Source organism: Kitasatospora sp. NPDC057500 (genome assembly GCF_042802195.1).
Classification (GTDB): Bacteria; Actinomycetota; Actinomycetes; order Streptomycetales; family Streptomycetaceae; genus Kitasatospora.
This window is the reverse complement of the sequence record NZ_JBHVER010000096.1, coordinates 1-19087: the sequence shown is the minus strand read 5'-3', so window position 1 is coordinate 19087 and position 19087 is coordinate 1. Positions and strand designations below refer to the sequence as shown.

Genomic DNA, 19087 nt, shown 5'->3' with positions numbered 1-19087 from the left:
TCACCGCTTCGCGCACAGGGCCTCGTCGAACAGCGCCTGGGTGTGCTCGACCCCCTGCGGGGAGGGCGCCAGGTTCGCGGTGACGGCGATGGTGACGGCGCGGCCGTCCTCGGTCACCGCAGGGAAGGTGTGGTAGCCCGGCGTGGCACCGCCGTGCCCCCAGGCGACCTTGCCGCAGCTCAGCGACCGGCGGATGAGCCCGAGCCCGTGCTCCTCGCCCTTCGGCACCCCGGGGCCTTCCGGGACCTTCACCGTGGTGCGCATCTCGGCGAGCTGGGCGGGCTTGAGCAGCCTGCCGCCCATCAGGGCGGAGAAGAAGCGGTTCAGGTCGCTCGGCGTGGAGATCAACTGCCCGGCGGCCCAGCCCCAGGAGGGGTCCAGGTCGGTGACGTCCGAGAGCGACCCGTCCGTCCTGACCGTGTACCCGTGGGGGTGGGGCTCGCGGATGCCCTCGTCGCCCACCGCCGGGAAGTAGGTGTGCCGCAGTCCGATCCGCTCGATCACCCGCTTGGTCAGCTGCTCGGCGAGCGGGCGGCCGGTGACCTTCTCGATCAGCAGGCCGGCCAGGATGTAGTTGGTGTTGCTGTAGGACCAGCCGGTGCCGGGCGCGAAGAGCGCCTTGTGGGAGAGCGCCATGTCGACCAGCTCACGGGGCTGGTAGTAGCGGTGGCGGCCCTCGCCGAAGACCTCCTCGAATATGTCGTCGGTGAAGTTGGGCAGCCCGCTGGTGTGCTGGAGCAGCTGACGCACCGTGATCGTGCGGCCGTCGATGCCCTCGCCGCGCACCAGGCCCGGCAGGTAGCGCTCGATGGGGGCGTCGAGTTCGACCCTGCCCTCGCCGACCAGCTGCAGGACGACCACGGCGACGAAGGTCTTGGTGTTGCTGCCCGCCCGCACCTGTCCGTCCACGGGCGCCTTCGCCCCGGTCCGAAGGTCGGCGACACCGGCGGCGTAGTTGCGGACGCGCCCGTCGGGTCCGGAGACCGAGGCCAGCGCGGCGGGGTAGCGGTCCTCCTTGACCAGGCGCTCCAGCCCGGCCCGCACCGCGTCCTTCGGCCCGGCGGACGGCGCCGCCGAGGCGGGCAGCGTGCCGGCCACGCCCAGGGCGGCGGCCGTCGCGATCAGCAGGACGAGGGCGCGCCGGGGGCGGCGGAACTGGGGATCGGACATGCGGAGGCTCCTTGGGTACGGCGCGACGAGGGCGCGCGGAGAGGGGGGAGGCGAGGTGCCGGCGGTGCCCGCCGCGCGGGCGGACCGCCGTGGTCACGGACCCGACCCTAGGAAGCGGACCCCCCGCCCGGCATCGCCCGGCGGCAGGAGGACCCGGCTCCCGCCGCGGTCCGGCTCCGGTACCCCGCTCCCTGCCTCCCTCCCCCTCTACGCGCTACAGGTCGAGCAGCGTGCGCCGGGCGAAGCCCGCGTCCCGCAGCGGCTTGAGCGCGAGCCGGAGCAGCGGCAGCGGATTGTCGTCACCGGCGATCCGGTTGGTGCTCAACTCACCGCAGGACAGGCACTGGTGGACGATCAGCCACTCGCCGTCCGCCCGCACGGACATGCCCAGCGCCTCCATCCGGCCGCGGCAGTCCGCGGCCCGGTCGCCCGGGACGCGGCGGTCGACGTGCAGGCTGGCGAGGCAGTTCGGGCAGTGGTTGCGGTGCGCGGTGCCGGGGGCGTCCGACGGGACGTCCAACCGGCAGCCGACGCACCGGAAATCGTTCGCCCGGTGACCGCCCCGGGCGTGCAGCACGTCCTTGGGACGCTGCCGGCGGCGGTGGCCGCGGTCGTTCCCCTGTCGTGGCACGGTCGCGCTCCCCTCTCCAGTACGGCGGTTCAGAGGGAACCGAACGCTTCGAGCGGGAAGGGCGGTTGCGCGAGCGGCCGGACCGCGATGCGCATCAGGACGAGCTGGTTGTCGTCCCGGCACACCGGATTGGACGTCAACTCGTCGCAGCGCACGCAGCGGTGGACGACCATCCAGTCGCCGGTGCGCAGCACCGCGATGGCGATCGCCGACATCCGCCCGTGGCACTCGCTCGGGCCGCCCTCGACGTGGTCGAGAACGTGCCGCGAGTGCAGGCAGGACGGGCAGTGGTTCCGCCGCACGCCGTCGCCGGCGAACGTGGACACGGTCAGGCCGCACCACGCACAGGCGAACGTGGCGGTCTTCTGGGCACTACTGGTGGTGTTGGAGGTGCTGGACACCCGGGGTGCTCCTTGCCGGAGATCAACGATGACAGCAAGAGCAGGCCGAGCGGCCTCGACGACGATCCGTCAGGCAGTGTGGCGAGGCGCACTCGGCGCGGTCCGGGACATCAAGACACCCTCTCGAAGGGCACGGCGGCCCACAGCAGACGGAAGCGAACGGAGCGGCGAGCGTAACAACCCCTCCGACACGGCTGCCACCGATTTATCCGTCCCCGTCAGGCGGGTGTGCCGAGGATGAGCGGGTCGCGGGCGAGGTCGGACAGGAGGGCGTCCAGCTTGGCGCGGTCGACGGAGGGCATCAGGAAGACGTGCACGTAGCGGCGCAGGCCGGCCGGGTCGCCGGGGGTGGTGAGGACGCTCTCGCAGGACAGCGACCACTTGGCGACCAGGTCGGCGCCGGGCTCGCGGAAGCGCACGGTGATCGCGCCGGGGGTGCGGGCCGGCCACAGCTCGGCGCCGGTCTCCTCCTCCAGTTCGCGCAGGCGGCGTTCCAGGTATCCGGCCAGTTCCTGGGAGCGGCGGATCCGGTCCACCTGGTCGCGGTAGGAGTGCCGGGACAGGTGGTCCCAGAGCACCAGCGGGGAGAAGCCGTTGCGGGATCCGGCGAAGGTGCTGTCCGGCGCGCCGATGTACTCGGGCCGGGTCGGCGGTTCCAGCTGGTACTTGGCCTTCGTCATGAAGACGCCGCACGGCCACGGCACGCCGGCCCACTTGTGGCCGCTCATCGCGATCGAGGCGATCGGGTCGACGTCCCCGCCGGAGCGGCTCGGCAGGGTGAGGCCGAAGTCGAACTCGGGTGCGCCGGCGCCGGGTTCCGGTGCCCAGCCGTATGCCGCCGGGTCCTCGGCGGCCAGCCGCAGGAACGGCGCGTACCCGGCGCCGAGCGCGCCGTCGACGTGGATCCAGAAGCCCCGGCGCCCGTCGCCGCCGGCGTCCGGGAGCAGGCCGTGCCGTTCGAAGACCGGCAGCAGCCGTTCGCACGCGCCGCGGACGTCGTCGTGGGCGCCCTTGAACGTGCTCCCGAGGTTGAAGTTGACGAAGACCGGGTGGCCCTTCGCCGCGAAGAACTCCACCAGCGCCGCCAGCTTGTCCACGTCGACGGCGCCGGGGCCGTCCCAGGAGTGGCCGGACGGGCCGGGCAGCGAGGGCACCTCGGCGGGCCAGTCGCCGCCGAGCGGGCACTCTCCCGGGTAGTCCGCGGTGCCGACCGCGTGGAAGGTGTCGACGCCCAGCACCCGGACGGCCTTGGCGAAGGAGTAGTGGGTGTCCTCCGAGTAGAACGCCACCGGGCGGGGCGCGCCGGGCCGGGTCAGGTAGTCGCGGGCGTTCCAGAGGGCGTACATGTTGCCCTCGGTCGAGCCCATGGAGAGCATGTAGCCCCAGTACGACTCGGGGTCGGCCGGGTCGTACGGGCGCCCGGCGTGCCAGAGGCGCGCGTAGTAGTCGAGCACGGCGCGTTCGACGACCTTGGTGTTCGGCTTGTAGCCGCCGCTCTGGAACGGGTCGCCGAGGTTGTTGATGTTGCTCAGCATGAAGCGGGCGAGGTCGAGGGCGCTGCCCGCGAGTTCCTGGGTGGCCTGGTAGCCGACCAGGTGCCGGCGCTTGCGCGTCAGGTAGCCGTCCATCCGGTCGAGGGCGCGCAGCCGCTCGCCGTCGGTGAGCCCCTCGGCGGGTATCGCGAAGTCCCCGCTCTCCGGCGCCGCGTCGATGTGGACCGGGGCGGCGGCGTGAACGGTCGTGGGGCTCATGGGTGCGGCGCTCCGGGGTCGCTGGGGGACGGGTGCGGCGCAGGTCCGCTCGACCGCCAGGATGGAACTTTCGAACGCCTCGGCGAAAGTGATCCGCAGAATATTCGGAATCGTCCGCGCCGATGTTGCTTATCTGCGGTCCGGTCGGGGACCCTGAGCGGCGTGCCGAATTATCCGCAGGCCCCCCGGGCGCCCATCGACGACACCGACCGCGCGATCCTGCGCGTCCTCGCCGAGAACGCCCGGACGCCGAACAACGCGCTCGCCGAGGCCGTCGGCATCGCCCCCTCGACCTGTCTGGCGCGGGTGCGGGCGCTGCGCGAGCGCGGCACCATCCGCGCTTTCCGGACGGAAATAGACCCCGCCGCCATCGGGCTGCCGCTGCAGGCGATGATCTCGGTCCGGCTCCGGGCACACACCCGCGAACGGATCGAGAGCTTCCGCAGCAGCGCCCCCGACCTGCCGGGCGTCCTCGCGGTGTTCCACATGGCCGGGTCCGACGACTACCTGCTGCACGTCGGGGTGGCCGGCCCGGAGGAGCTGCGCGACTTCGTCGTGGACCACCTGACCACCCACCCCGCGGTGGCGCAGACCCGGACCAATCTGATCTTCGAGCAGATCCCGGGCCGCCGGTACCTGACCGACGGCTGACCCCGGACCGGCCGGGCGCCTCGTGCAAAATATGTCGCCCGGTCTACATAGAAAAAATCTGTAGACCGGGCGACATAGTGAACTATGTAGACCGGTCTACAGCTTTCAGTAGACCGGTCTACATAGTTCCCCCCACTCGCTCACCGCCCGTCGGCGTACAGGGCCTGGACGGTGGCGTAGGCGGGGGCGTCGGTCGGTGCGGCGGGTCCCGGGGTGCCGGCGCGGACGGCGAGCGCGGTGGAGACTGCCGCGGCCAGGGCGGTGCGGTAGAGGTAGGAGCCGAGGCTGACGCGGGCGACGCCCAGGGCCGCGAGTTCGAGGAGGGTGGGACCGGTCGGGGCGTGGAGGATGTTCAGCGGGAGGGCGAGGGAGCCGCAGAGCCGCCGGATGGCGGCCAGGTCGGTGAGGCCGGGGACGAACAGGCCGTCGGCGCCCGCCAGTTGGTAGGCGGCGAGGCGGCGGTCGGTCTCCTCGACGGGGTCGGACAGGGCCAGCCAGTGGGTGTCGGTGCGGGCGTTGACGAACAGGGCCGGGGCGGCGGCCTTGATCGCGGTGATCTTGGCGGCGTGCACGGCGGTCGGGGTGAGCGTGCCGTCCGGGCGGCCGTCCTCCAGATTGATGCCGACGACCCCGGCCTCCGCCAACTCCACGGCGAACGCGGCCACTTCGTCCGGGTCGTCGCTGAAGCCGCTCTCCGCGTCGACGGAGAGCAGGTACCGCCCGGAGCGGCCGAGGCGGCCGGCCAGCCGGAGCGTCTCGTCGCGGGTCGCCGCCTCGCCGTCGGGCAGGCCGGCCGCCGCCGCGACGCCGAGGCTGGTGGTGCCGATGGCGGCGAACCCCTGCTCGGCGAGGACGGCGGCGGAGGCGTGGTCCCAGGCGTTGGGGAGCAGCAGCGGCACGCCCGGGCGGCGGTGCAGCGCGGCGAACGGGGTGTCGAGCGGGGTGTCGAGCGGACGCTGCCCGTACGGGGTGGGGCTCATCGGGCGGTGGTCCTCTCCTGCGGACGGAGGTCGCCGACGGCGTTCGCGTAGTACGCGGACTCAGCGACGTGGAAGGCGATCTGACGGAACGACCACCCGGTACCGGGCGATCGGTCGAGCTGCTCCGGCGTGAGCGAAGCGAGGCGGGCGGACCAGATCCGGGCGAGTCGGGTGAGCCTGCTGCGGGCCTCGTCCAGGTCGACCGGGGTGAACGGCGCGAGGTCGGCGGGAGTGGTGCCGGCGGAGGCGTGCCAGTGGTCGGGCTGGGTCGGTTCGCCGGCCAGCCGGGCCTCCAACTCCGCCAGGTGGTCGAGGAGATGGTCGGTTACCCGGCGGATCGCCTTGTGCGGGGTGTAGGTGCGGCCGTCGACGGTGGCCGGGCGGCCGTCCCACCCGGTCCACGTCCCGGCGAGGTCGAGCACGTGCTCGACCATGGCGGGGACGAGCCCGGCAGGGTCACGGTCGTCGGTGTCGGGCACGGGCTCGGCGGCGGACGGCCCGGCCTCGGCGGAGGCCCCGTACAGGATGCCCGCCGCAATGGCGAGCGCGTGCGTCCGGCCGGGACAGAGCCTCGGCGGGGTGCCGAAGGTCAGCGGCTCCAGGTCGGGACGGTCGGCCTGGGCGGCGGCGAGGTCGAGCAGCACGTCCGTCCCGGCCGGAACGGACACCCCGCCCACCACGGTCGGCCCGAGGGCGCGGCGGCGCATCGTCCGCACGGGCGGGTCGTGCCGCAGCGCGGCGGCGAGCGGCTCCGCCGCCTCCGGCCCGGCCGCCCGGGCGTGCTCCACCAGGGTGGCGGTGGCGTCGCAGGCCTGGACGAGCAGGCCGATCCGGTTGACGGCCCGCGCCGTGTCCTCCGCCCACGCCGCGTCCCCTGCCCGAGGCAGCATGCGCGGCAGCAGCCAGGCCACCGCCGCGTCGGCCTCCGGGTCCTCGGGCCGCTCCACGAAGTACGACCGCGCGACCACCCCGACCGCCCGCGCCACCGCCTCCGGCTCCGCCAGCCCGAGCGCCTGCGCGAGCACCCGGACCGCCCGCACCCGCACGTCCGCCTCGAACCCGGCCGCCGCCGCCGACCGCAGCGCGTCCGGATCGAGCCCGGCGAGGTCCGCCTCGACGAACGCCCGCCGGGCGGCGTGCGGCTCGCCCGCGCTGAACCGCGCCACGCCGGCCCGCAGCCAGGCCGTGCCGCCGACCGGCCCGGACTCGGCGGGCGGCGGCACCAGCGCCGGATCGGCGAGCGCGGCGGTCACCTCCTCGTACCGGGCGAAGCAGAGCTCCTCGGCAACGGCGGGAGCGGAAGCGGCGGGAACAGCGGAAGCGGCGGGAACAGCGGGAGCAACGGTGGAATCGGCCATGCGCCCCACGCTAGGACCGGAACGTTTCGGCCCCTGCCGAACCGTGCCTGCGGCACCATGGACCCATGTCCCTCGCCCACCTCGCCGGCCTGCTCGCCGACCCGACGCGCGCCGCGTTCTGCATGGCCCTGCTCGACGGCCGCGCCTGGACCGCCGGCGAACTGGCCCGCCACGCGCGGGTCGCGCCGTCCACGGCGAGCGAACACCTGTCCCGGCTGGTCGCCGGCGGCCTGCTGGCCGAGGAGCGCCAGGGCCGCCACCGGTACGTCCGGCTGGCCGGGCCCGAGGCTGCCACCCTGATCGAGGACCTGGCCTCCTTCCCGATCCCCGCCGCCCACCCGGACCGCCCGGACCGCCCGGGCCGGCCGTCCGCCGCCGCCCCCGGTTCGCTGCGCGAGGCCACCCGGACGAGCGCCGAGGCCCGCGCCCGCACCTGCTACGACCACCTGGCCGGCCGCCTGGGCGTGGCCGTCCGCGACGCCGTCCTCGCCCGCGGCCTGGTGGCCGACGAGGACGGCCCGGCCCTGACCGACCGCGGCCGCTCCTGGCTGGCCGAGCTGGGCGTGGAACTGCCGCCCAGGGCCGGACGCTCCGGCGGCCGCCCGGTGGTCCGCACCTGTCTGGACTGGACGGAGCGCCGCAGCCACCTGGGCGGCGCGTTCGGCGCGGCGCTCTGCCGGACGGCGCTGGACCGGGCATGGGTCGAGCGGATCGGCTCCGGCCGCGCCCTGCAGGTGACCCCGGACGGCGGGCACGCCCTGCGCGAGCTGCTCGGCATCGCGCTCTGATCGCCGCCCGCCGCTCAGCCCATCGTCTTCGCCCCGTCCAGCGCCTCCCGGATGATGTCGGCGTGCCCGGCGTGCTGCGCCGTCTCGGCGATGACGTGCAGCAGCACCCGCCGGACCGACCAGGCGGCCCCGGGCTCGAACCACGGCGCCGCCGGCAGCGCATGGGCCTGGTCGAGGTCCGGCAGGCTCGCCACCAGCGAGTCCGTCTCGGCGGCCACCCGCTCGTAGGCGGCGAGCAGCCCGGCCAGGGTCTCGCCCTCGGCCATCCGGAACTGCCCCGTCCAGTCGACCGGCTCGGCCTCCATCGCCGCCGCGCCGCCGACGGCGAACCGCATCCAGCGCGCCTCCGTCCCGCTGACGTGCTTGATCAGCCCGCCCAGGCACAGCTCACTGACCGTGGTGCGCCGGGCGGCCTGCTCGTCGGTGAGGTCGCGGGCGGTGTACCGCAGGAAGCCCCGGTGCTTGTCGAGCGTCTGCAGCAGGTCCGCCCGTTCCCCGTGGAGCGCGGTGGCGCCGGAGGTCACTCCGCCACCACGGCCGGCACGTCCCCGGCCGTCCTGCCGAGGTCGATCACGCCGAACGCCGCCCCCTGCGGATCGCCGACGGCGGCGAACCGGCCGAACGGGCTGTCCATCGGGCCGAAGTACAGCTTCCCGCCGCGCTCGGTGATCCTGGCGATCGTGGCGTCGCAGTCGTCCACCGCGAAGTAGACGCTGAGGTAGTTCGGCGCCTCGGGCGGCAGTTCCTTCGGGCCCGCCTGCAGCCGGCCGAGTGCCGGCTGCTCCCGGACGCTGTAGATCTTGTAGTCGACGTCCTCGGCCTCCATCCGCTTCACGGCGTAGGGGAAGACCGCGGGGAAGAAGCCGTCCGCGGCGGCCCCGTCGCGGGTGATCACCTCGGCCCAGGTGTAGGCGCCCGGCGCGCCCTGCTTCTCGAAGCCCTCGTGGGTACCGGACTGCCAGACGCCGAAGACGACGCCCGCCGGGTCCTTGGCGATCACCATCGAGCCGAACTCGCCGACCGTCATCGGGCCCATCAGCACCTCGCCGCCGTTGCCGCGGATCTTCTCGGCGGTGCCGGCGGCGTCGGGCGAGGCCAGGTAGAGGCACCAGGCGGAGGTCACCTCGCCCTCCTGGTTCGGCATCGGCGGGACGATCGCGGCGACCGCCTTGCCGTCGGAGTACGCCTGGGTGTAGTTGCCGTACTCGGTCGACGACTCGCCGAAGGTCCAGCCGAGCACATCGCCGTAGAACGCCTTGGCGCCCTCCAGGTCGGCGAACATCGCGTCGGCCCAACAGGGCGTTCCCTCGGGTAGCGCAGCCATGACGAAGCCCTCTCGTGTGACGTTCTGCCCCGATTCGCCACCCTAGTCAGTCCCCCACCCGTCCGCGCGCGCAGCAGACGGCGGTCCGCCGGGGCCGGAACCCCCGGCGGACCGCCGCACGCCCCTGCGCCGGACCGCTACCCGGAAACCCCCACCGCGCCGAGCGTGCCGACCGCGCCCGCCACCGAGGCCGCCGACGTCCCCAGCCCGGTCGGCCGCACCAGCAGGGCGCCCACCGGCCCGCCGCCCGGCTCGACGGCCTCCTCCGCGACGGTGCCCGGCGCCTCGGCCGCCTCCCGCCCGAAGTGGCGCAGCAGGTCCTCCTCCCGGTAGCGCCGGCAGCCCCGGTGCCACACCAGGATTCCGGCGAGCCAGTTCTCCAGCTCCTTGACGTACCCGGCGAGCACCGCCCGGGCCGGACCGTCCAGCCCGAAGTCCTCGAACAGCACCGGGAACTCCTCGGCCACCACGTGCCGGAACTGGTCGAGCCGCGAGTGCATGAGGTCGTCGACGATCCGCACCGCCGCCGGGTAGTCGCAGTCGAAGAAGTTCTGCACCACCAGGGCGGCGTTGTGCGCCTCGCCCTCGAACTCGACCTCCTTCTGGTACGAGAACAGGTCGTTCATCAGGCAGGCGTAGTCGGCGGCCGCGTTCTCCAGCGAGCGCATCGGCCCGCTGGCGTACACCTCCGGTGGCACGACGTTCCCGTGCGCCAGCCGGGACAGGCTCATGGTGAGGTCGGAGCCGAAGGTGGAGCGGCGCATCTCCAGGTAGTCGACCGGGTCCGGGATCCGGTGCTGCGCCTGGTTGTGCAGCTCCCAGATCCAGCTCAGCGTCATCTTCTCGACGGCCTCGCGCAGCTTCCCGCGCGCCTCGGCGGTCATCGGGCCGGCGGTCCGCTCCCAGAGGTCGGCCAGCCCGCGCTCCAACGCGGTGAGCGGCTCCGCGGCCGGCTCGCCGTCGACCGGCATGAGCAGCCGGAACCGCGCGTGCACCGCCTTGGCGCCGGCCAGGTCGCCGTTCCGGCCGAACGCCACCGGGAAGTAGTCGTCGGCGTACGTGCCCCAGGCCAACCAGTCCGTGGTGAGGTCGAGTTGGTCGGCGGAGGCGTCCGGGTGGATGCCGGCCGCGCAGAGCGCGAGGTCGTAGTCGGCCATCCGACCGGCGGTCCACACGCCCGCGGTGGGGTCGTCCGGCCGGATCTCCAGCAGCCCGATCCGGTCCGCCCAGGCGAGGGTGTGCAGCCGGGAGGCCTCCAGGCAGGGGTTCAGCCCGACCGTGAACGGCAGGCGGAACTCCGGCAGCCGGGACGGCCCGACGGCCTGGAACGGCACGTGCGCGTGCGAGCGCGCCCGCCGCACCCCGGGACCGACGTCCCCGCGCGAACCGCCGACCGGACCGGTCCCGGGCGACTCCAACGACGCGGCCCGGCCCGCGGTCGCCGACCTCAGTCCCTCCAGCAGCGCCGCCACCGGCGACTGCCCGACCGTCGGCGCCCAGGCCGTCGTCACCGGCCCGGAGCGGCTCAACGAGCCCAGCTCTCCGGCCAGATCGTCCAGCGCCCCGCCCGGCTTCAGCACGTCCAGCGCCGACGTCCCCACCCCGCCGATCGCGAACGGGTCCCACCAGGTGGCCTCGCCCGCCGCAGCCCCGCCGCCGTTCATGTACCGGCTGGACCGCAGGTGCCACTCGTGGCCGCCGGCCTGCCAGTCCTGCAAGCCCTTGACGTAGGCCAGCACCCGGGCGCAGCCGTCCGGGTCCAGCCCGGTGTCCGCGAACAGCTGGGGCAGCTCGGTGAGGACGGTGCTCTCGAACTGCTGGAGGCGGGAGGTGAGCAGGTCGTTGACGGCGTCCGCCGCCTGCTGCGTGGTGCACTCCAGGAACTTCTCCAGCACCAGGACGCCGTTGCTGAGCTCGCCCTCGTCCTCGACCTCGCGCTGGTAGGAGAACAGGTCGTTGCGCAGGTGGACGGCGTCCGAGAAGGCGTCCATCAGCACCCGCAGCGGCCGCGAACCGGACACCGCCGCCGGCACCTGCGCCCCGGCGGCGTACTCGATCAGCCCGGCCGACCAGGGCGCACCGCCCACCTTCCGGCGCATCTCGATGTACTCGACGGGGTTGGCGATCCGGCCGGCGCCGATGTTGGCGAGCTCCCAGAGCGACTCGTTGAGCAGGTTGCGGGTGCTCTCCGCGAACCGCACCCGCCAGTCCTCGCCCATCGACGGCACGGTGCGCCGCCACAGGTCGGCCAGCCCGGCCTCGACCGGGTTGGCCGGCTCGGGCACGGCGGCGTCCGGGTCGGCCGGCATGAACAGCGGCAGCCGGTCCAGGTACGCCTTGCCGCCCTCCCGGTCGTTGGTGCGCTTGAAGACCTCCAGGAAGTGGTCGTCGAAGAAGAACACCCAGACGTACCAGTCGGTGACCAGTGACAGCGCCTCCGCCGACGCGTCCGGATGGGTGTACGCGCAGAGCAGCCCGTAGTCGTGGGCGTCCAGGTCCCCCTGGGTCCAGATCCCCGACCCCTCCAGCATGCCCATCTCCCGGGCCCATCCGGAGGAATGGGCCCGGGCCTCGTCGAGATGCGGGTTGAGCCGCGCCGGATGCGGCACGTAGAAGGACGGCAGTTCGAACGGCTGGGACACCGGGCGAGCCTTTCTGGACGCGTCGACGAGGCCGACTCAGCTTTACCCGAGTTCAACGATCTCAGCCGGAGAATCGGAACAGTCATATGAGATAGGTCAATTCACTCGAACATTTGCCCACCTCGCCGCCCCCGACTAGCTCACTCGTGCGACTGGTCGGCCCCACCCCACCCTTCCTCGGGCCCGTTCCCCGGTCCCCGCGGGTCCCCGTTGACGGAACCGCGCAGCACCTCCCACGCCGAGGAGACCGGCCCCGCGTCGTCGGTGCCGGCGGGCCGCACCGGGCCCACCGCGAACACCCGCTGCCCCGGCACTCCGTCGGGGCCGTCCGGCGGGGCCGGAGCCGCGGGCGCCGGCGCGCCCCCGTCCTCCCCGAGGCTCTCCCGGATCCGCGCCGCCTCCTCGGGCCGGCCCGCCGCCTCGGTGATCCGGGCCACCCGGTGGGCGTAGACCGTCCGGTCGTCGCCCTCCGCCAGCCTGATGTCGCGCATCAGGCTGTTCAACGGGCCGACCACCGAAGGCCCCTGGTGGCCCTGCGGCCCCGCGCTCCCGGACACCGGCCCCGGTGCCGCGGCCGGACCGCCCCCGGCGGCCGCCGCCACCGGAGCGACGCCGTTCAGGAACGGCACCCCGCTCCCCCGCCCCGCCCCCGACGACAGCAGGTGCTCGTACAGCGCGTCCACCGCCTCGTCGTTGGCCGCCGCCGCGAGCTGGGCCAGCGGCCCGATCATGTCGACCGCGCCCCGCACCTCCGCGTCGTTCCGCGCCAGCCACCACACCACCGCACTGCCTGGCGACTTGAGCACGTCCTCACCGAGGTAGGTGCGCTTGCTCCGCTCGTACCGCCGCTCGTGCTCCCACACCTCCTCCGCCTTGCGGACCTCCGCGAGCTTGTCCAGCCGATCGCGGTCCGCGGTCGGCAGCGTCAGGGTGACCTGTCCGGCCATCGCCACGACGATCCCGGAGGGGTCCGGGCTCGGGGTGCCGAGCACGCCGTCCAGCCGGTGCTGGACCAGTTCCGGCCGCCCGGGGTGCTCGCGCTCGGTCACCGCCCTGGCGCGGGCCAGTACCGAGTCGACCGCCAGGCTGTCCGGTGCGGCGTGGGAGACGCCGCCCGGGCCGCCCGGTGTCCGCCACCACACCGTCGCCGAGAAGAGGAAGTCGTAGTCCGGCACGCCGCTCGGCAGCGCCACCCCCGTCACCGAGGTCGTCCGGTAGGGCTGCTCGACCGGCGGTTCCGGGGCCGGGACGCGCGGCGGCTCCGGCGCGGGGGCCGGTGCCGGCGGGGCCACCGGCGGAGGCTCGGGCCGCCCCCACTCCGTCGAGACCAGCAGCACCAGCACCACCACCGCGGCGCCCGCCGCCGCCCAGAGCCAGGCCGGCCAGCCCAATCCCAGCCCCAGCGCGGCGGGTACCGCCCCTGCGGCGACGGCCAGCGCCGCCGTACGCGTCTTCTCCATGGAGCTCACCTGGTCCTCTCCTCGGACCGCAGCGCCGCGGCCGGGTCCTCCGGCTCGATGCCCTGCGCGATGTCGATCTTCTGCCAGAACCGCGCCGCCACCCCGGCCCGCGCGGACCGCTCGTCACGGGGCCCGCCGGCGACCCACTCGTGCCCGGTCAGGTAGAGGCCGGTGAGCCTCTCCGGCCGCGCCTCGGCGGCCTCCACCAGCACGTCCATCAGCCGCTCGCCGGCCGGCGGTTCCGCCCGGGCCGCCGACAACCACCGGTGCACCGCCTCCGCCCACTGCTCCCGCCGGGCCACCGCCAGCACCTTGGCCCAGGTCACGGCCAGCGCGTCGTCCGGCACCCAGCGCGGCGGCGGTGGCTCGCCCACCAGGTCCAGGAAGAGCCGGACGTCCGCCGCGACCGCCCCCGGCGCGGCCAGCCCGTCCCAGAACCTGGCCAGCAGCTTGAGGTACAACCGCCGGTCCTGCCGGACGAGTTCGTACAGCGTCTCGCGCACCTCGGCCGGGCCGTTGCGACCGGTCCGGCGCGCCAGGTGGTGCAGTCGGACGAGGGCCTGGTCCGGGTGCGTACGGGCCATCACCTCGCCGCAGGCCCGTGCCAGCACCCGGGCCGGGGCCGGCGACACCTGGCCGGTCGCCCACTCGTAGATCTTGGCACGGAAGCCGGCGCCGTACCGCTCGTGTTCGAGTCCGAGCCGCAGTACGGCCAACGCCTCCTCCGAACGCCGGGGCTCGGCGGCCCACTCGCCCGCGAGACGGTGCAGCGTCCGCCAGTCGGCCGCCCGCAGGCCCTGCTCGGTGAAGCGCTCGACCAGCCGCCGCCGGTCCTGCGTCCCCAGCGTGGGGTGCGGCGAGCGGACGGCGTCCTCCACCCACCGGCCGAGCCCCTCCCGCAGGCCGGGGAGGTACGTCCAGAAGTGCGTGCGGACGGCCGCGTCGTACGCCAGCGCGACGAAGCGGATCCGGCCGCGCGCGTCGACCTCCAAGGACGGCAGGGCCTTCAGGCGTTCCGCCAGGTCGGCCCGCTCCAGCAGCGGCTTCTCGTCCGGGGTGTGCGGGACCAGGCCGAGCAGCCGCTCGGCGTGGTGGAAGACGGCGTCCGCGGAGGCGCCGGCCAGCATCGCCGCCGACAGCAACAGCGCGCGCTGCGGGCCCGATTCGAGCGCGGCGACCCGCTGGGCCACCTCCCCGGCGCGGTCGCTGAGCGCACCCAGCGCCTGGCCGAGCCACTCCGCGGCCGGCCCGGCCGGATCCGCCGCCTTGGCCTGGGCCACCAGGCCGGCGAACCGCTGCACATCGCGCATCGCGAAGTCGCGCAGATGGGCGCCGAGTTCGGCCCCGTGCAGGTCGCCCGGGGCCAGCTGAACCTGATCACTCTCCAAGTGCCTGCGCAGGACCGCCAGTTCACGCGGGCGACCGATCGCGACCACCAGCTGCCGCAGCGCGGGCAGCAGCGACTCCTGGTCCGCCGACGGCAGGACGGCGACCATCCGGGCGCCCGCCTGCTCCACCCGGCCCCAGTAGCCGTACAGCAGCGCCTGGGCCGCCTCGTAGTCCTCCTCGGCGATGCCGGAGAGGTCCAGCAGCAACCGGTCGCCGGCCTCCGGGACCGTGCTGTCCTCGTTCTCCCGGGAGAACGACAGCTCGACGAACGAGGCGGCCGGGTCCCTCGGCTCGTGCAGCGCCATCACCGCCGCCGTCCGCCGTCCGCTGCCGGGCGGCCCGGCCAGCAGGACGGTGGTGCCGGGCCGCGCCAGCCGGGTCCGCGCCTCGCCGAAGCCCTGCGGCGGGACGAACCGCCCCCGCAGCCAGAGCCGGTGGTCGAGGGCCACCCGGGACGGGGCCACCCTGGGGCGGGGCGGGCGGAAGTCGCCCCCGAACACGTTGTACTGCGGGCCGGGCCCGGTGTGGGTCGGCCCGGCGGCCTCCCCGATCCGGACGCCGCCGTCCGTCACCGGTCCCGGTCCTCGTGCCCGGTCCGCCGGCCGCCGAACCACTGCTGGGCCGTGCCGCGCTCGACGTAGTTGCCGCCGTCCCCGTTGAACTGCACGCCGCCGCTGCGCAGGTCGTTGTGCTGCGTGCCGCTGCCGCTGTTCACCGGGCCACTGGCGTTGTTGATGAAGGTCCCCACGTCCCCTCCGACGTTGCCGATGCCGCCGCTCTGGCGGTGGGTGTAGTCCCGGGCCTGGACGACGCTGCCGTCCACCCGGCCGACCCGGTTGCGGACCTCGCCGGACGCCTCCGCGCTGCGGGCGATCTCCCGCTCCGCCTCGGCGAGCCGGGGCACCGCCTCCGCGAGGTCGTCGCCGATCCTGGCCAGGTCGCCGTCCGCGTTGCGGGTGTCCAGCCGGCGGTACTGGCAGTCGGCCAACTCGGCCAGCTGGGGCGGCAGATCGTGCCGGTCGAGCCGGGTGGCCCGGCCGATCAGCACCGGGACGACGAGGGCGCCGCTCTCGAAGGCCTCGACGATCTCCCGCCGGGTCCAGTCCTCCGGGTCGTCCAGCGCCCGGGAGCCGTCGGCGGTTCGGGCGTCGGCCCAGCGCTCGCCGATCACGGCGACCAGCACGCTGCTGCGGCGCACGGCGGTCAGGAGTTCCTGCGGGAAGCGCCGGCCGACCTTGATCGACTTGCTGGCGCGGAACACCCGCTCGCTGCCGAACCGCCGGGAGAGCTCGCGTTCGATCAGGGCGGCGCCGGTGTCCTCGTCGCTGCTGCGGTAGTTCACGAAGATGTCGGGCATGGCGGAATCACCTCTCCGGTGAATGGGGTGCCGTGGACGGCCGGACGGGTCGGCGCCGGGGAAGCGCGACGGCGGGGTCCTCAGGACCTGGGGTGCAGTGCGGCGGCGAGCGCGGGCTGGAGGTCGCGCACCGCCCGGTTGGCCCGGAACCGGGACAGCTCGCGGTCCAGCCGGGCGACGTCGGTCGCGATCGTGGCCGACCGCAGCCCGGGGACCAGCGGGAGCAGTGCGGCGGCGAGCTCACAGGCGTGCTCGACCTCGCCGGCCGCCGCGTGGGCGAGGGCGCGCCGCAGGCCGTACCGGGCGCGGGTGCGCAGCGCGTGCGCGGGGATCCCGGCGCACTCGCGGTCGAGCACCTCGGCGGCCCGGGCGGGGCGGCCGAGGTCGTACAGGCACCAGCCGGTGACCACGGCCGCGGGGTCGGCGAGGTTGCCGGTGCCGAGCACCGGTCCGCCGCCACCCCCGTCGGCGGCGGACCGGGCCAGCAGCTCGCGCGCCCGGTCGAGGCTGCGCAGGCTGGCGGTGTGGTCGCCGGCCAGGGCGTGCCCCTGGGCCTCCCGCTGGGCGGCGAGCCCGCGGATGCGCGGCGGCAGCCGGCCGTCCCGGGCGACCGGGCCGACCAGGCCGACGGTGGCGGCGGCGTCGCCCGCGTAGAAGGTGATCAGGGCGCGGCGGACCAGGGTGTACGAGCCGAGGTCCCGGTCCTCGCCGCCCTCGGCCAGCTCGACGGCGCGGGCGGTCCACCAGAGCGCGGACGGGTCGTCCCCGGACTCCTGGGCCATCCAGCCGGCGAACTCGGCGTACCGCGCGGCCAGGCCGAGCAGTCGGACGCGGGCCACCGCGTCGGCCCGCAGGGCGAGTTCGCGCAGGGTGTGGGTCTGCACGGTGAGCATCGGCAGCAGCAGGGCGGGGTCGGTGCTCTGGCCCAGCAGGCGCATGTGGTCGAACTGGCTGCGGAAGACCTCCGCCGGCGAGGCGTCCGCCCGGAGCGCTTCCCGGGATGCCTCCCGGGGGTCCTCCCGGGCCTCGGCCCGGCCCGCCCCGACCATGCCCGCGACGCCCGCCCCCAGCACGGACGTCGCACCGGCGGCGAGCAGTTGGCGCCGCCCGAGCCCGCCGGGCCAGCGGACGGCGTCGCGGTCGACCCGCAGGAGCACGGGGTCCTCGTCGGCCGCGGCCACGCCCACCCCCCTTCCGCGCCCGGCGGTCCCCTCGGGCGGCGCAAGTCTCTCCAGCTCGCCGCCGGCGCCGAGTTGGGCGTCGCAGCGGCGGGCCAGGTCGGGTGGCGGGGCCTTCTGGCCGCGCTCGATCTTGCTGAGGTGGCCCTTGCTGTAGTTGAGCAGCTCGGCGAGCCGGGTGAGCGTCAGCCCGGCCGCGAGCCGCCGCCTGCGCAGCTCGGGACCGAACCCACCCGCGGACGAACTGGACGCGTGCATGCCAACCCCCTCCTCGGAAACTCCGGCCCGCTTTCGTCATCCGGGGACCGGAAGCGGACTCTCCCCTGCCTCCGCCAAGAATGGTGACACGCACACCGCCAGGCCGAACGGGGATTGCGGGCGTTTCCCGTTTCCTCTTTTCCGGCGTGCCGACAAATTGGCTACTCGCCTTGCGGACAAACCGAGTTGGCCCCCGGCCGGTGAATTCGCGACGCGGTCGCCCGCGATCGAATGGCCTCGAACACCGAACCGCCCGCGCGGCGGACCGCACCCCCGCGCCGACCGCCGGGCCCGCCGGCCGGAACCGCTCCGGCCACACCCGCCTGACCCCGGGTCAGGAGTCGGCCGTGCCGCAGCTCCACACGCTCCGGCAACGAACCACCCCTTGGTTCCAAGGAATCACCGGGTCATGGCGTGTTGACGCCGTCCCCTCCTCGCCCGTCCAGCAGACTGGGCGCGACCCGAGTCCACGCTCCGAGGAGGTCATCCCATGAACGTCACCGTGCGGCTCGCACAGCAGCCCGAGGCCGACGAACTGCTCGGACGGAGCCCGCTCGCCGCGCTCGTCGGGATGCTGTTGGACCAACAGGTGCCCATGGAATGGGCGTTCACCGGACCGCTCACGATCGCGCAGCGGCTGGGGCACAAGGACCTCGACGCGCACGAGATCGCCACCTACAACCCGGAGGAGTTCGTCGCGCTGTTGTGCGAGAAGCCCGCCGTGCACCGGTATCCGGCGGCGATGGCGAAGCGGGTGCAGCAGCTCTGCCAGTTCCTGGTGGCGCAGTACGACGGGGACGCGGGTGCGCTGTGGAAGGACGTCGCGACCGGGCGGGAGCTGCTCAGCCGGCTCAACGCCCTTCCGGGGTTCGGGAAGCAGAAGTCGCAGATCTTCCTCGCGCTGCTCGGCAAGCAGTACGGCGTACGGCCGGAGGGCTGGCGGGAGGCGGCCGGACTGTACGGCGAGGAGGGGTCGTTCCGCTCGGTCGCGGACATCACCGGCCCGGAGTCGCTGGAGCAGGTGCGCGCCACCAAGCAGGAGGTGAAGCGCGCCGCCAAGGAGGAGAAGGCCGCGAAGGAGGCCCAGGCGAAGGCCAAGGTCCGCGCCTGAGCCCCCGGGCGCGCGCCTCGGCCGCTCCGCCGCCGGCCGAAAACCCGTTGCCCGCGCGGCGCACCGCACGCGACGCTCGTCCCATGACCGACGCCGCCGCCCCCGCCGTGTCCGCGCTCTTCGCCCCGGACGGCCGCCTGATCGCCGTACCGCGGCGGACCGCCCGCCGTGCCCAGCTGCTCGACCACCTCGCCCGCACGCTCTTCGAGCCGGACCGCTCCTACACCGAGCCCGAGGTCAACGACGCGCTGCGGACGGTACACGACGACTTCCCGGCCCTGCGCCGCTACCTCGTCGAGGGGCGGCGCCTCACCCGCGCCGAGGACGGCAGCAGCTACCGGCGCGCCGCGGCGTAGCGTCCGCCGCGCCCGGGGGCCGCCCTCAGCGCAGCCGCCGCCAGTCGTAGCGGTCGCGGATCTCCCGGACGAAGTAGCGCCCGTGGCTCCCGGCCGCCATCAGTTCGCGGTGCACCCGACCCGGCACGGCCAGGTAGGCGTAGACGCCACCGGCCGTGAACTCCAGTTCCAGCACGCGCCGCGCGGCGTCGTACCCGACCGAGCGCAGCGCCGAGGAGTCCACCGGCGTACGGTTCACGGCCCTCCCAGTGTGCGCACGTCGGCCCCCGCCGCGCAGGCCCC

At 74.6% G+C, this 19087-nt stretch carries 18 protein-coding genes; 4 read left to right on the top strand and 14 right to left on the bottom strand.

Annotation, left to right across the window (positions count from 1 at the left end):
- From ACFU74_RS20965 to ACFU74_RS20950, 4 genes are all read right to left on the bottom strand, one after another.
- The gene (locus ACFU74_RS20965; RefSeq protein WP_380758838.1) at positions 1–1170 is read right to left on the bottom strand and encodes a serine hydrolase domain-containing protein; all 1170 of its coding nucleotides are present in this window, start codon (positions 1168–1170) and stop codon (positions 1–3) included.
- 214 nt (positions 1171–1384) lie between these two features.
- Positions 1385–1801 carry an RNHCP domain-containing protein gene (locus tag ACFU74_RS20960; RefSeq protein WP_380758836.1) on the bottom strand — a complete coding sequence of 139 codons (417 nt, stop codon included), beginning with the start codon at positions 1799–1801 and terminating at the stop codon, positions 1385–1387.
- 29 nt (positions 1802–1830) lie between these two features.
- On the bottom strand, positions 1831–2202 hold the full coding sequence (locus ACFU74_RS20955; RefSeq protein WP_380758835.1) for an RNHCP domain-containing protein: 372 nt from the start codon (positions 2200–2202) through the stop codon (positions 1831–1833).
- 218 nt (positions 2203–2420) lie between these two features.
- Entirely contained in the window at positions 2421–3953 is a 1533-nt protein-coding gene (locus ACFU74_RS20950; protein ID WP_380758834.1) for a histidine decarboxylase, read from the bottom strand.
- Positions 3954–4115: 162 nt separating this feature from the next.
- Here ACFU74_RS20950 and ACFU74_RS20945 point away from each other — a divergent pair, with 162 nt between their 5' ends.
- A complete protein-coding gene (locus ACFU74_RS20945) occupies positions 4116–4604 on the top strand; it encodes an Lrp/AsnC family transcriptional regulator (RefSeq protein WP_380758832.1) in 489 nt (162 codons plus the stop codon).
- 140 nt (positions 4605–4744) lie between these two features.
- On the opposite strand, the gene ACFU74_RS20940 is transcribed toward ACFU74_RS20945, so the two are convergent.
- Both ACFU74_RS20940 and ACFU74_RS20935 read right to left on the bottom strand, forming a co-directional pair.
- Positions 4745–5584 carry an isocitrate lyase/phosphoenolpyruvate mutase family protein gene (locus ACFU74_RS20940; RefSeq protein ID WP_380758830.1) on the bottom strand — a complete coding sequence of 280 codons (840 nt, stop codon included), beginning with the start codon at positions 5582–5584 and terminating at the stop codon, positions 4745–4747.
- Positions 5581–6942 carry a hypothetical protein gene (locus tag ACFU74_RS20935; protein WP_380758828.1) on the bottom strand — a complete coding sequence of 454 codons (1362 nt, stop codon included), beginning with the start codon at positions 6940–6942 and terminating at the stop codon, positions 5581–5583. The genes ACFU74_RS20940 and ACFU74_RS20935 overlap by 4 nt, the downstream gene beginning before the upstream one ends.
- Positions 6943–7007: 65 nt before the next feature.
- Here ACFU74_RS20935 and ACFU74_RS20930 point away from each other — a divergent pair, with 65 nt between their 5' ends.
- The gene (locus tag ACFU74_RS20930; RefSeq protein ID WP_380758826.1) at positions 7008–7730 is read left to right on the top strand and encodes an ArsR/SmtB family transcription factor; all 723 of its coding nucleotides are present in this window, start codon (positions 7008–7010) and stop codon (positions 7728–7730) included.
- Between the two features lie 14 nt (positions 7731–7744).
- Here the strand turns inward: ACFU74_RS20930 and ACFU74_RS20925 are convergent, their stop codons facing one another.
- From ACFU74_RS20925 to ACFU74_RS20895, 7 genes are all read right to left on the bottom strand, one after another.
- Complete coding sequence (locus ACFU74_RS20925; RefSeq protein ID WP_380758824.1) at positions 7745–8254, bottom strand: DinB family protein; 510 nt, start codon at positions 8252–8254, stop codon at positions 7745–7747.
- Positions 8251–9054 (bottom strand): VOC family protein, encoded by an 804-nt coding sequence (locus tag ACFU74_RS20920; protein ID WP_380758822.1) that lies wholly within the window; start codon positions 9052–9054, stop codon positions 8251–8253. The genes ACFU74_RS20925 and ACFU74_RS20920 overlap by 4 nt, the downstream gene beginning before the upstream one ends.
- A 137-nt stretch (positions 9055–9191) precedes the next feature.
- Complete coding sequence (locus ACFU74_RS20915) at positions 9192–11696, bottom strand: germacradienol/geosmin synthase (RefSeq protein WP_380758820.1); 2505 nt, start codon at positions 11694–11696, stop codon at positions 9192–9194.
- A 140-nt stretch (positions 11697–11836) separates the two neighbouring features.
- Positions 11837–13156: a hypothetical protein gene (locus ACFU74_RS20910; RefSeq protein WP_380758818.1), complete on the bottom strand. Its 1320-nt coding sequence runs from the start codon at positions 13154–13156 to the stop codon at positions 11837–11839.
- A gap of 5 nt (positions 13157–13161) precedes the next feature.
- Positions 13162–15117 (bottom strand): hypothetical protein, encoded by a 1956-nt coding sequence (locus tag ACFU74_RS20905; RefSeq protein WP_380758816.1) that lies wholly within the window; start codon positions 15115–15117, stop codon positions 13162–13164.
- Positions 15114–15902 carry a toll/interleukin-1 receptor domain-containing protein gene (locus tag ACFU74_RS20900; RefSeq protein ID WP_380758813.1) on the bottom strand — a complete coding sequence of 263 codons (789 nt, stop codon included), beginning with the start codon at positions 15900–15902 and terminating at the stop codon, positions 15114–15116. Before ACFU74_RS20900 ends, ACFU74_RS20905 begins: the two co-directional genes overlap by 4 nt.
- An 80-nt stretch (positions 15903–15982) precedes the next feature.
- Positions 15983–17338, bottom strand: coding sequence for a helix-turn-helix domain-containing protein (locus tag ACFU74_RS20895; protein WP_380758811.1), 1356 nt, complete (start codon positions 17336–17338; stop codon positions 15983–15985).
- Between the two features lie 490 nt (positions 17339–17828).
- Between ACFU74_RS20895 and ACFU74_RS20890 the strand changes: the two genes are divergently transcribed.
- Positions 17829–18449, top strand: coding sequence for an HhH-GPD-type base excision DNA repair protein (locus ACFU74_RS20890; protein ID WP_380758809.1), 621 nt, complete (start codon positions 17829–17831; stop codon positions 18447–18449).
- Between the two features lie 83 nt (positions 18450–18532).
- Positions 18533–18805 carry a DUF2087 domain-containing protein gene (locus ACFU74_RS20885; RefSeq protein WP_380758807.1) on the top strand — a complete coding sequence of 91 codons (273 nt, stop codon included), beginning with the start codon at positions 18533–18535 and terminating at the stop codon, positions 18803–18805.
- A 25-nt stretch (positions 18806–18830) separates the two neighbouring features.
- Here ACFU74_RS20885 and ACFU74_RS20880 read toward each other — a convergent pair whose 3' ends face one another.
- Positions 18831–19043 carry a KTSC domain-containing protein gene (locus ACFU74_RS20880; protein WP_380758804.1) on the bottom strand — a complete coding sequence of 71 codons (213 nt, stop codon included), beginning with the start codon at positions 19041–19043 and terminating at the stop codon, positions 18831–18833.
- Positions 19044–19087 lie beyond the last annotated feature (44 nt).

Excerpts from the sequence above, each read along its gene's own strand:
- ACFU74_RS20965 (WP_380758838.1), bottom strand. The coding sequence starts at position 1,170 with ATGTCCGATCCCCAGTTCCGCCGCCCCCGGCGCGCCCTCGTCCTGCTG.
- ACFU74_RS20950 (WP_380758834.1), bottom strand. The coding sequence starts at position 3,953 with ATGAGCCCCACGACCGTTCACGCCGCCGCCCCGGTCCACATCGACGCG.
- ACFU74_RS20940 (WP_380758830.1), bottom strand. The coding sequence starts at position 5,584 with ATGAGCCCCACCCCGTACGGGCAGCGTCCGCTCGACACCCCGCTCGAC.
- ACFU74_RS20935 (WP_380758828.1), bottom strand. The coding sequence starts at position 6,942 with ATGGCCGATTCCACCGTTGCTCCCGCTGTTCCCGCCGCTTCCGCTGTT.
- ACFU74_RS20930 (WP_380758826.1), top strand. The coding sequence starts at position 7,008 with ATGTCCCTCGCCCACCTCGCCGGCCTGCTCGCCGACCCGACGCGCGCC.
- ACFU74_RS20920 (WP_380758822.1), bottom strand. The coding sequence starts at position 9,054 with ATGGCTGCGCTACCCGAGGGAACGCCCTGTTGGGCCGACGCGATGTTC.
- ACFU74_RS20910 (WP_380758818.1), bottom strand. The coding sequence starts at position 13,156 with ATGGAGAAGACGCGTACGGCGGCGCTGGCCGTCGCCGCAGGGGCGGTA.
- ACFU74_RS20900 (WP_380758813.1), bottom strand. The coding sequence starts at position 15,902 with ATGCCCGACATCTTCGTGAACTACCGCAGCAGCGACGAGGACACCGGC.
- ACFU74_RS20895 (WP_380758811.1), bottom strand. The coding sequence starts at position 17,338 with ATGCACGCGTCCAGTTCGTCCGCGGGTGGGTTCGGTCCCGAGCTGCGC.
- ACFU74_RS20890 (WP_380758809.1), top strand. The coding sequence starts at position 17,829 with ATGAACGTCACCGTGCGGCTCGCACAGCAGCCCGAGGCCGACGAACTG.
- ACFU74_RS20885 (WP_380758807.1), top strand. The coding sequence starts at position 18,533 with ATGACCGACGCCGCCGCCCCCGCCGTGTCCGCGCTCTTCGCCCCGGAC.